The organism is Pseudomonas sp. B26(2017), assembly GCF_002113045.1.
Classification (GTDB): domain Bacteria; phylum Pseudomonadota; class Gammaproteobacteria; order Pseudomonadales; family Pseudomonadaceae; genus Aquipseudomonas.
In genome coordinates this window covers 56,965-69,037 of sequence record NZ_NEJJ01000022.1, presented here as the reverse complement: position 1 = coordinate 69,037, position 12,073 = coordinate 56,965, and the positions used below count along the sequence as shown (strand labels likewise).

7 protein-coding genes are annotated in these 12,073 nt (G+C 60.7%); 2 read left to right on the top strand and 5 right to left on the bottom strand.

What is annotated here, in order from left to right:
• The first annotated feature begins 284 nt into the window (after positions 1-284).
• Both CAF79_RS26650 and CAF79_RS26645 read left to right on the top strand, forming a co-directional pair.
• On the top strand, positions 285-605 hold the full coding sequence (locus CAF79_RS26650; protein WP_085701074.1) for a hypothetical protein: 321 nt from the start codon (positions 285-287) through the stop codon (positions 603-605).
• A gap of 240 nt (positions 606-845) precedes the next feature.
• Positions 846-1,685 carry a 23S rRNA (adenine(2030)-N(6))-methyltransferase RlmJ gene (locus CAF79_RS26645; protein ID WP_085701073.1) on the top strand — a complete coding sequence of 280 codons (840 nt, stop codon included), beginning with the start codon at positions 846-848 and terminating at the stop codon, positions 1,683-1,685.
• A gap of 146 nt (positions 1,686-1,831) precedes the next feature.
• On the opposite strand, the gene msrA is transcribed toward CAF79_RS26645, so the two are convergent.
• The 5 genes from msrA to aceE all read right to left on the bottom strand — a co-directional run bounded on the left by msrA (position 1,832) and on the right by aceE (position 11,924).
• On the bottom strand, positions 1,832-2,497 hold the full coding sequence (msrA, locus tag CAF79_RS26640) for a peptide-methionine (S)-S-oxide reductase MsrA (protein WP_085701072.1): 666 nt from the start codon (positions 2,495-2,497) through the stop codon (positions 1,832-1,834).
• 193 nt (positions 2,498-2,690) lie between these two features.
• The gene (locus CAF79_RS26635) at positions 2,691-5,387 is read right to left on the bottom strand and encodes a bifunctional diguanylate cyclase/phosphodiesterase (RefSeq protein ID WP_085701071.1); all 2,697 of its coding nucleotides are present in this window, start codon (positions 5,385-5,387) and stop codon (positions 2,691-2,693) included.
• Between the two features lie 239 nt (positions 5,388-5,626).
• Positions 5,627-7,024 (bottom strand): alkaline phosphatase D family protein, encoded by a 1,398-nt coding sequence (locus tag CAF79_RS26630; RefSeq protein ID WP_085701070.1) that lies wholly within the window; start codon positions 7,022-7,024, stop codon positions 5,627-5,629.
• Between the two features lie 278 nt (positions 7,025-7,302).
• Complete coding sequence (aceF, locus tag CAF79_RS26625; RefSeq protein ID WP_085701069.1) at positions 7,303-9,267, bottom strand: dihydrolipoyllysine-residue acetyltransferase; 1,965 nt, start codon at positions 9,265-9,267, stop codon at positions 7,303-7,305.
• An 11-nt stretch (positions 9,268-9,278) separates the two neighbouring features.
• Positions 9,279-11,924 carry a pyruvate dehydrogenase (acetyl-transferring), homodimeric type gene (aceE, locus tag CAF79_RS26620; protein WP_085701068.1) on the bottom strand — a complete coding sequence of 882 codons (2,646 nt, stop codon included), beginning with the start codon at positions 11,922-11,924 and terminating at the stop codon, positions 9,279-9,281.
• Positions 11,925-12,073 lie beyond the last annotated feature (149 nt).

Here is a 12,073-nt window from a genome sequence, read left to right as displayed (position 1 = left end):
CGTGAACTGGTGGGCGCGGTGGTGCGGGGATAGTCTTTTGGCTGTCACTGCGAGAGTGGTGACAGGGTGTAGGAACCCTTGGAAAACTCGCCGTGCATTCGCTCTGCTCTTTGATTGCGGCACTTGAACGTGCCCATGACATTGTTCGCGGCGGCTGTGCGCGGGAACGCTTCGGCGTAGCTGAGTTTGGTGGGTTCCTCAGTTTCCTACTCTCGCGTACAGCTGCCACCCAAACCTGTAGGAAGGTCGTTGGCAGCTTCACTTAACCTGCCGAGGTGCAATAAATGTCGACGTTAAAACCCGATCCACCGTACGAGCCCTTCATCCCCCACCCCAACAACCGCCTCATGGCGCTGACCAGCAACTGCAACGACATGCCCACCCTGTTCATCGACACCCACGCCCCGCTCGATGTCCTGATGGACGCCGCCAACTACCGGATCCGCGCGGTCATCCAGGTCCTCGAAAACATGTGCATGCGCGGCTCGGTCGAATGCGACTCGGTCATCCTCAGCGACTTCGCCCAACTCTGTGTGATTCCGCTGCGTGACGGCTGCGATGTCTTGGATGTGATTGGCAAGCGACTACGCGCCATGCCGTCCTGACTCGATCGTTCCCACGTCGAGGCGTCGAACGGTCCGCGTGGGAATGCTTCCAGGGACGCTCCGCGTTCCAGGCGTCCACCGCAGTTGGGGCTGATACCCCATGCGACGCGGAGCGTCACGGGCTGCATTACCACGCAGAGCGTGGGAACGATCATCAGCACAGCGGGACGCCACTCAGCTGTGAGCCCCTGACTTGCCGCCTGGTAAAAGGTAAACTTCACGGCCCTCGCAGGAGCAGCCATGAATTATCGTCACGCCTTCCATGCCGGCAATCACGCCGATGTGTTCAAACACCTGACCTTGACCCGTCTCATCGCCTTGATGTCGCGCAAGGAGCAGCCGTTTGCCTATCTCGACAGCCACGCCGGCATCGGTCTGTATGACCTGCAGGGCGATCAGGCCAACCGTACCGGCGAGTACCTGGAAGGCATCGCGCGGTTGTGGGATCAACCGGATCTGCCGGCGCTGACCGCCGACTACATGAATGTGCTGCGCGAGATGAACCCGGATGGCCAGTTGCGCTACTACCCGGGTTCGCCGGAGCTGGCGCGACGTCTGACCCGTTCTCAGGATCGGGTGTTGCTCAATGAGAAGCACCCGGAAGACGGCGTGCTGCTCAAGGACAACATGAAGGGCGACCGTCGTGTGGCCGTGCATCTGGGTGAGGGCTGGCATGTGGCGCGGGCGTTGTTGCCGGTGGCCGAGAAACGCGCGGTGATGCTGATCGATCCGCCGTTCGAGAAACTCGACGAGATGCAGCGTTGCGCGGCCTCCTTGAAAGAAGCGATCTCGCGCATGCGCCAGACCGTGGCGGCCATCTGGTATCCGGTGAAGGACCAGCGCGCATTACGTCGTTTCTATCAGGATCTGGCCGGCACCGGTGCGCCGAAGTTGCTGCGGGTCGAGTTGCTGGTGCATCCGCTGGATACGCCGAACAGCCTGAACGGCTCCGGGCTGGCGATTGCCAATCCGCCGTGGGGGCTGGAGGAAGAATTGCGTGAGCTGCTGCCGTGGCTGTCCAAGAAACTTGGACAAACCCAGGGTGGGTGGCAGATGGATTGGTTGATCGCCGAGAGCTGATCGCTGACCGATTGTTCCCACGCTCTGCGTGGGAATGCAGCCCGGGACGCTCCGCGTCCCAACAGCGGACGCAGAGCGTCCATTGAGGCATTCCCACGCGGAGCGTGGGAACGATCAGGCGTAGCGCGGGAGCGATCAGGGCGGGCTTAGTTACCCGCCAGGCTCGGTGGCATGCAAACGCCGGTGCCGCCAATCCCGCAATAGCCTTCCGGATTTTTCGCCAGATACTGCTGGTGATAGGCCTCGGCGAAGTAAACGGTCGGGGCCTGTTCAATCTCGGTGCTGATTTCACCCAGACCCGCCTTCGACAGCTCGGCCTGATACACGGCCTTGCTCTTCAGCGCTGTTTCCAGTTGCTCCGGCGTGGTGGCATAGATCACCGAGCGGTACTGAGTGCCGATGTCATTGCCCTGGCGCATGCCCTGCGTCGGGTTGTGCAATTCCCAGAACATCGCCAGCAGCTCTTCGTAGCTGACCTTGGCCTTGTCAAACACCACCAGAACGACTTCAGCGTGACCGGTCAGGCCCGAGCAGACTTCTTCGTAGGTCGGGTTCGGCGTGTAGCCGCCGGCGTAGCCGACCACGGTGCTGACCACACCTTCGCGCTGCCAGAAGCGACGCTCGGCACCCCAGAAGCAACCCAGACCGAAAATCGCGAAGTCGACGTCTTCGAAAAACGGGCCCAGCAGCGGCGTGTCTTCGAACACAAAGTGTTTTTCAGGCAGGGCCATCGGGGTTTCGCGGCCAGGCAGAGCTTGTTCTTTAGTCGGTAGCACGTTTTTGTTCACCAGAATTTCCGAGCGCAGAACCATGATCGTTCCTCTCAGTCAGGATGGGATGTAAATAAGCAGACCACCAGTGTGCCCAATGATGCCCGATTTCGCACTATTCAAATGTGGGAGCGAGCTTGCTCGCGAAGGCGGCGATCCATTCAACATTTGCAGTGACTGACCCACCGCTTTCGCGAGCAAGCTCGCTCCCACAGGGTTGGGGGGATTATGGGATTTAGAGGCAGAGCGGGCCGCGCGGATAGCGCTTGAGCGCCTGGATCAGCTCGCCGCCCGGAATCGGCCGGTCGAACAGGTAGCCCTGGCCGACGTCGCAGCGGTGGCGACGCAGGAACGCCAGTTGTTCGGCGGTCTCGATGCCTTCGGCCACGACCTTGAGCTTCAGGTTGTGGGCCATGGCGATCACGGCGGAGGTGATTTCCATGTCGTCCTGGTTGTCCGGGATTTCATGGATGAAGCTGCGATCGATCTTGATGATGTCGATCGGGAATTTTTTCAGGTAGCTGAGCGACGAGTAGCCGGTGCCGAAGTCATCCATCGCCAGGGTCAGGCCCAGGCGCTTGAGCTGATCGAGCTGCAGGTGAGTGTCTTCGGTGGCCTCCAGCAGCAGGCCTTCGGTCAGTTCCAGCTCCAGCAGATTGGCCGGCAGGGCTTCTTCCTTGAGGATGTTGGCGATCGAGGCCACCAGATCCGGGTCGGAGAACTGCTTGGGCGACAGGTTGATCGCCACTTGCAGTTTGCCCATGCCGGCGGCGGTCAGCGCTTTGCTCATGCGGCAGGCCTGGCGGGCGATCCATTTGCCGATCGGAATGATCAGGCCGGTTTCCTCGGCGACGCTGATGAACTGGTCCGGGCGGATCATGCCGCGTTCCGGGTGATTCCAGCGCAGCAGCGCTTCCATGCCCAGCAACCGACCGCTGCGCAGGCACAGCTTGGGTTGATAGAACACGTCCAGCTCGTTCTGGGTCAGGGCGCGGCGCAGGTTGTTCTCGACGAACAGTTTGTAACTGGCTTCGGCGTTCAGCGCTTCGGTGAACACCTGCACCTGATGTTTGCCGTTGGCCTTGGCCTTGTGCAGGGCGAGGCCGGCGTTGCGCATCAGGGTCTGCGGGTCGCGGCCGTGCAGCGGCGCGCAGGCCAGGCCAACGGAGCCGGTGACGCTGATGAGCTGGTTGTCGACGAACATCGGTTTGTCGAGGGTCATCAGCAGCTGGCTGGCGATCTGTTGGCCGGTCTCCAGGTCCGTGTCGTCGAGCAACACCGCGAATTCATTACTGGCGAACCGCGCCAGGCTGCCGCTGGAACTCAGGCTGTTGCGCAGGCGCCGGGCCAGGCTGATCAACAGTTTGTCGCCGGTCTGGTGACCGAGGCTATCGTTGATCCGCTTGAAGTTGTCGATGTCCACCAGCAGCAGGCTGATCGGGGTATCGCTGTCCCGGGCGAAGCGTTCATCCAGGTTGCGGATAAATGCAGGCCGGTTACCGAGGTTGGTCAGGTTATCGGTATACGCCAGACGTTCGATGCGCTGTTGCGCCAGTTTAGACTGGGTGATGTCTTCGTAGATGCCGATGTAATGCGTCAGCTCACGGTTGTCGCCGTACACCTTGGAGATCGATAACTGGCCCCAGTAGGGTTCGAGGTTTTTCCGGCGGCTCTTGAATTCGCCCTGCCAGCTGTTGCTCTTGGCCAGCGCCGAGGGCGCGTCGAACAACAGTTCGCTGAGGTTTTCCAGGGCCGGCAGCTCCGCCAGGCGCTGGCCGTGGACTTCCTCGGTGGTGTACTGGGTGATCGCGGTGAAGCTCGGGTTGACGTACTCGACCACGCCGTCGCAATTGACCAGCAAAAAGGCGTTGGCGCTTTGCTCGACCGCGCGCTGGAACAAGTGCAGGGCGCTGGTGGCGGTGCGGCGGTTGTGATTGTTGATGACCTGGGCGAACTGGTCGGCCAGTTCACCGGCGAAGGCGATTTCGTCGGACTGCCAGGCGCGGGTGACGCCGGTCTGCTCCAGGCACAGCACGCCGACCACCTGGCCGTCGACGCGGATGCTGGCGTCGAGCATGGCGTTGACGTCACGGGGGCGCAGGGCCTCGGCCATCTCCCGGGTGCGCGGGTCGCGCATCGCGTTGTTCGCGTCGATGGCGCGACTGCTGTGCAGCGCTTCCATGTAATCGGGGAAGCCGCTGACGTCGATGGCCTCCGGCAGAATGTATTCCTGAGTGGCGCGGTGGTAGGCCGAGATCGGCACCAGTTTCTGGCCTTCCAGATTCCACAGGCTGGCGCAGTCGATTTCATAGATGTCGCAGGCGCAGCGTGTGATCAGTTCGGCGGCTTCTTGCAGGGAATTCTGGCTGCTGTAGCGCTGGCGGGCCAGCAACAGGATCAGATCCTGCTGGGCGCGCACCCGCTCCAGATGCTGCAGTTGCTCCTGCTGGGCACGCTGGTTGAGCTCAAGGGCGATTTGCAGGCGCGAGTTCTGGGTTTCCAGGTCGACGGACGGCAGCGCTGGTGCTTCGTCGAACACGTTGTCGACCGCCAGCAGGTAACCGCGCAGCAAGTGACGGTTGTGCTGTTTGTAGGCCTCACCGAGTTCAAGAATGCTCAGGGCGCCGGCGGCGGTGTGCAGGGTGTAGCGCACCAGATAATGCGGACTTTGGCCGAGTTGCTGCTGGATCGTGTCATGCAGCTGATAGCGCGCTTCGGGCTCCATCAGGCTGGCGTAGGGCGAGCCGACCAGGGCGCAGAGTTCGACGGCGGGCTGGCCGAACTGACGTTCGCAGTTGGGATCGAGAAACAGCATCGCCCAGCTGGCTTCATTCAAGCGCTCGAAACGCAGCATGCCGAGCCGCGAGGGCACAGGCAACTGCGTCACTACCTCGGCCACCATACGGCTGGCGGCATCGGGTTGGCTCTTCATGAAGGGAACTCGCTTGGAAATTTGCTGAACGCGCCGGGCTCTCGCCCTCTTTACTGTTGCCTGCGGCAAGGTTGCATCATTGCGGCACTGACTGACAAGAGACATGAAGGCCAAGTGCTATAAGAATATGTCGGCTGCAGTGAACATTTCTCCAGCGCTTGCCGGAAACTAATGCTTTCAAGCGTGGTGATGCCCGTTCCAGAGCCTTCTGGCATCCGGAACGGTCGTTGCCGCTGGATTCACCGCAACGGAATATCGATCGATTGCAGAGGCCTGCCATCGCGGTCGTGGTAGTTGACCTGGATCCGCCCGGCCTCGACCACCATGTGCGCGAAGTTGTCCTGGCTGATGACCTGACTGGTCAGCGCGTGCCGGTATTCGCCTGACTCGGTCTGTGCCAGTGGCGAGTCGAGCCTGAAGGTCGCGGCGGTGGCGTAGGGCAGCAGTTTGCTGTTGCTCAGCGGCGAGGAAACGACGGTGTGTACTTCAAAGTCCGGGTCTTCGCTGTGGCTCAGGCGACTGGTCAGCGAACCATGCACATCGCCGGAAATGAACACAACGTTTTTGAGCCGATGCTTGCGGATGGTCTCCAGCAGGCGCAGGCGCTGTTCGGGGAAGCCCGCCCAGGCATCTTTGCCGTTCAGTTTGCGGTCGGGGTAGAACATGACGCTGGTGACCACGAACTTGACCCGCGCCGGGCTGTCGACCAGCCACTTGCACAAGGCCTGTTCCTGTTCTTCATCGAGGATGCGGCGGTTGTCGTTCGACAAGTTGCGGCGAGTTCGGCTGTCCGTTACAAACCATTCGATATCGCCGTCACTGAATTGATACCAGTAGTGCGTCAGAGAAGTTCGATCGATAGTGCCGTTAGTTGTTGTTGAACAGATCGGGCTATGGCTGGCTTGATAAATATCGTAAGCCGCCATTGCATTGCGATAGAGAGTTTCGTCGGACGTGTTGGCGTTCATGGGCCAGTTATCTTCTATTTCATGATCATCAAGAATCATGTAAGTCGAAGTCTCCGACATCAGTCGTCGAATATTGGGCAGGGAAAACGCCGCACGATACTTTGCAATGATCTCGTCATAGTCGCGGTCAGGAGCGAGCAGGTTCAAATCATCGGCGTAGATCTGATCGCCACACATCATGATTGCGCTGACTGCCGGTTGTGCTCCCTCGATCAATTGGCTGATGGACGCGAAGATCCGGTCGCCCAGATGCGGGAGGACAGGGATGCCGGAGGTCATGCGCAGGTAGCGACAGGAACCAAGGATGTAGGCACGCGGCTGTAACGGCTGATGGCTGCGGGTGCGCAGGCGATACGTTTCCCGTGGCCATTGCAGCGGCAGCTCCGCCACACTGTGGACGGTGTGGACGGGGCTCATCGGGCTGAACCAGCCGGTCTGGTATTCATATTCGGTGTCGGCTTGCAAATGATCGAGTACCAGCACCTCAGTCATGTCGCGAGTTGAATCAAGCTTTACAAACCGGCCCGTTTGCCATTGTTTGGAATCCAATGGCCGGTAACGAATGCCGGCAAATACGGCCGTGTTATGTTGCAGTCCGCCGCGAATAAAGATTCGCGCCTGATGAGTTGTTGTGTGGCCAATGATCGGGCCGACAGTAGGTTTCAGCATGTTCGAATCCATTCGAATAGAAGTTGGTGATGAACAAAGTTGCCCCGTTTTATTGGTGCAACTTTAATACGCCAAGGTTAGTTGCCTGTTGCTGAAAAATATCAACAGGAAGTGGACTTGAGGTGTGGCTTATATCAGCACGAGTTGTGGGAAAAGTTCGGGCGGAAGTTATTTCAGGCAAAAAAAGCCCCGCCAAACTGACGGGGTTGAGGTACGAGCGTGTGGCGCTCGAAAACGTGGGACACGGTCGGCCCTCCGTTGCCGGAGGGCCGAGCGCTTTACAGCAGGATGGTGCGGATGTCCGCCAGCAGGTCGCTCAGACGCTTGGTGAAGCGTGCAGCAGCGGCGCCGTTGATCACACGGTGATCGTAGGACAGCGACAGTGGCAGCATCAGTTTCGGCTGGAAGGCTTTGCCGTCCCAGACTGGCTGGATGGTTGCCTTGGAAACACCGAGGATCGCCACTTCCGGCGCGTTGACGATCGGCGTGAAGCCGGTGCCGCCAATGTGGCCGAGGCTGGAAATGGTGAAGCAGGCGCCTTGCATCTCGTCCGAGGAGAGCTTCTTGGTCCGGGCTTTCTCAGCCAGGGAAGCGGCCTCGGCGGCCAGTTGCAGCAGGCTCTTCTGGTCGACGTTCTTGATGACCGGTACCAGCAGGCCATCCGGGGTGTCGACGGCGAAGCCGATGTTCACGTATTTCTTGCGGATGATCGCCTTGCCGCTTGGGGCCAGCGAGCTGTTGAAGTCCGGCAGTTCCTTGAGCAGGTGGGCGCAGGACTTGAGCAGCAGCGGCAGGATGGTCAGCTTGACGCCGGCCTTCTCTGCGACAGCTTTCTGTGCGGTGCGGAACGCTTCCAGCTCGGTGATATCCGCCGAGTCGAATTGCGTCACGTGCGGCACGTTCAGCCAGCTGCGGTGCAGGTTGGCAGCGCCGACCTGCATCAGGCGGGTCATCGGCACTTCTTCGATTTCGCCGAAACGGCTGAAGTCGACGGCCGGAATCGGCGGGATGCCCGCGCCACCGGTTGCGCCAGCGGCAGCGGCCGGTGCTTCCTTGGCCTTCTGCATCATGGCTTTGACGTATGTCTGAACGTCTTCTTTCAGGATGCGACCGTGCGGACCGCTGGCGCCGACAGCGCTCAGCTCGACGCCGAATTCGCGAGCCAGTTGACGCACGGCAGGGCCGGCGTGAACTTTCGCACCCGGCTTGGCTGGAGCAGCAACCGGAGCGGCGGCAGCAGGTGCAGCGGCAGCCGGAGCAGCAGCGGCTGGCGCCGGAGCGCTCGGAGCAGCGGCGGCAGCTGGAGCCGGGGCAGCAGCCGGAGCGGCGCCTTTGACTTTCAGCTTGAGGATCAGATCGCCGGTGCCGACTTCGTCGTCCAGCTTGATGGAAACGCTTTCCACCACGCCAGCGGCAGGCGACGGGATTTCCATGCTCGCCTTGTCGGATTCCAGGGTGATCAGCGACTGATCGGCTTCAACGCTGTCGCCAGCCTTGACCAATACTTCGATGATCTTGGCCTTGCCGGCCGAACCGATGTCCGGAACGTGGATGTCCTGAACGCTGTCGGCAACCGGTGCGGCTGGCGCGGCGGCAGGCGCCGGCGCTGCGGCAGCGGCTGGAGCAGCAGCCTGGGCCGGAGCGGCGGCAGCAGGGGCCGCAGCACCCGCCACTTCCAGATCCAGAATCAGGTCGCCAGTGCCGACTTCGTCGTTCAACTTGACGCTGATGGCCTTGACCACGCCAGCGGCAGGCGACGGGATTTCCATGCTGGCCTTGTCGGATTCCAGGGTGATCAGCGACTGATCAGCCTCGACCTTGTCGCCGACCTTGACCTGGATCTCGATGATCTGGGCCTTGCCCGACGAGCCGATGTCCGGCACGTGCACTTGTTGAACCGAAGCGGCAGCGGGGGCAGCGGCTGGCGCGGCAGCAGCAGGCGCGGCAGCCGGTGCAGCTTCAGCCTTGGCAGCAGGCGCGGCAGCCGGAGCAGGGGCCGCTTGCGCGGCGCCCTCGACTTCCAGTTCCAGCAGTTCGTCGCCTTCTTTCAGGCGATCCCCCAGCTTCACTTTCAGGCTCTTGATGACACCGGCCTTCGGGGCCGGCACTTCCATGCTGGCCTTGTCCGATTCCAGAGTCAGGATGCTCTGGTCGGCTTCGATACGGTCGCCGACCTTCACAAACAGTTCGATTACTTCACCTTCACCGCTGCCGATGTCAGGTACGCGAATGAGTTCGCTCACAGAGTTTCTCCTCAGCAGTCCAGTGGGTTGCGTTTTTCCGGGTCGATACCGAACTTGGTAATGGCCTCGGCCACGACTTTAGGTTCGATATCACCACGGTCAGCCAGTGCTTCCAGGGCTGCCAACACCACGAAATGACGGTCGACTTCGAAGAAATGACGCAGTTTCTTGCGGCTGTCGCTGCGGCCGAAACCGTCGGTGCCCAGGACTTTGAATTCCTTGGACGGTACCCACTGGCGGATCTGCTCGGCGAACAGTTTCATGTAGTCGGTAGAGGCGATGACCGGACCTTTACGGCCGCTCAGGCACTCTTCGACGTAGCTGCGCTTAGGCTTCTGGCCTGGTTTCAGACGGTTGCTGCGCTCTACGGCCAGGCCGTCGCGACGCAGTTCGTTGAAGCTGGTAACGCTCCACACGTCGGCACCGATGTTGAACTCTTCACGCAGGATCTTCGCCGCTTCACGGACTTCACGCAGGATGGTACCGGAGCCCATCAGCTGTACGTGGTGCGCCGCGTCGCGGGTGTCTTCTTCGAGCAGGTACATGCCTTTCTTGATGCCTTCTTCGGCACCGGCCGGCATGGCTGGCTGCTGGTACGACTCGTTCATCACGGTGATGTAATAGAAGATGTCCTGTTGCTCTTCGGTCATCTTCTTCATGCCGTCCTGAATGATCACCGCCAGCTCGTAGCCGTAGGTCGGATCGTAGGTGCGGCAGTTCGGGATGGTGGCAGCCAGCAGGTGGCTGTGACCGTCTTCGTGCTGCAAGCCTTCACCGTTCAGGGTGGTGCGGCCGGCGGTGCCGCCGATCAGGAAGCCACGGGTGCGGCTGTCGCCGGCAGCCCAGGCCAGGTCGCCGATACGCTGGAAACCGAACATCGAGTAGAAGATGTAGAACGGCAGCATTGGCTGGTTGTGGCTGGAGTACGAAGTACCGGCAGCGATGAAGGAGCTCATGGCGCCCGCTTCGTTGATGCCTTCTTCAAGGATCTGACCTTTCTGGTCTTCCTTGTAGAACATCACCTGGTCTTTATCGACTGGCTCGTAGAGCTGGCCGACGGACGAGTAGATGCCCAGCTGACGGAACATGCCTTCCATGCCGAAGGTACGGGCTTCGTCCGGGATGATCGGAACGATGCGCGGGCCGATTTCCTTGTCCTTGACCAGCTGCGCGAGGATCCGCACGAAGGCCATGGTGGTGGAAATTTCGCGGTCGCCGGAACCGTCGAGGATTGCCTTGAGGGTGTCCAGGTCCGGAGTCGGCACGCTGAAGCTCTGCGCACGACGCTGCGGAACGAAACCGCCCAGTGCGGCACGACGCTCGGCCAGATAACGGGCTTCGGCGCTGCCTTCTTCCGGCTTGAAGAACGGCAGGTGTTCCAGGTCGGCATCCTTGACCGGGATGTCGAAACGGTCACGGAAGTGTTTCAGGCTTTCGACGTCGACTTTCTTGGTGTTGTGCGCGGTGTTTTTCGCTTCGCCGGCACCGGTGCCATAACCCTTGATGGTCTTGGCCAGAATGACGGTAGGCTGGTCCTTGTGGTTGACCGCCTGGTGGTACGCCGCGTAGACCTTGTACGGGTCGTGGCCGCCACGGTTGAGTTTCCAGATCTCGTCGTCGGACAGGTCGGCAACCATCGCCTTGAGTTCAGGCGTGTTGAAGAAGTGCTCGCGAACGAACGCGCCGTCTTTGGCCTTGTAGTTCTGGTACTCGCCGTCGATGACTTCGTCCATGCGACGTTGCAGGATGCCGTCGACGTCCTTGGCCAGCAGTGGGTCCCAGAAACGGCCCCAGATGACTTTGTTGACGTTCCACTGAGCACCGCGGAACACGCCTTCGAGTTCCTGGATGATCTTGCCGTTGCCGCGAACCGGGCCGTCGAGGCGCTGCAGGTTGCAGTTGATGACGAAGATCAGGTTGTCCAGCTTCTCGCGGCCGGCCAGGGAGATGGCGCCCAGGGATTCCGGCTCGTCGCACTCGCCGTCGCCCAGGAAGCACCAGACTTTCTGTTTGCCCGGCTGGATGAAACCGCGGTGTTCCAGGTACTTCATGAAGCGAGCCTGGTAGATCGCCTGGATCGGGCCCAGACCCATCGAAACGGTCGGGAACTGCCAGAAGTCAGGCATCAGCCAAGGGTGCGGGTAGGACGACAGGCCCTGACCGTCGACTTCCTGGCGGAAGTTGTTCATCTGGTCTTCGGTGATGCGGCCTTCCATGAACGCACGGGCGTAAACGCCTGGCGAGGTATGGCCCTGGAAGTAGATCAGGTCGCCGCCGTGTTCATCGGTCGGGGCCTGGAAGAAGTAGTTGAAGCCGATGTCGTACAGGGTCGCACTGGAAGCGAAGCTGGAGATGTGACCACCCAGGTCAGAATCTTTCAGGTTCGTACGCATTACCATGGCCATCGCGTTCCAGCGTACCAGCGAGCGAATGCGGCGTTCCATGAACAGGTCGCCAGGCATGCGTGCTTCGTGGGTAACGGGGATCGTGTTGCGGTAAGGCGTGGTGATGGCGTAAGGGAGCTGCGAACCGCTGCGGGTCGCCAGTTCACCCATACGGGTCATCAGATAGTGAGCACGGTCTTCGCCTTCTTTGTCGAGAACCGATTCCAGGGCGTCCAGCCATTCCTGGGTTTCGACGGGATCGAGGTCTTGCATGGCTTGCTCCAGGGCGGAAAGGCTTCCAGAATCGGTTGCCTGAGTTTGCGACTGGCCTTGTGGGCAGACGATTTAAAATTCTTGGATTGCCGACAGGTTGTTCCGGCGGCGTGTAGTTTTACTACAAATCATCCGGCATTTCAGCCTTT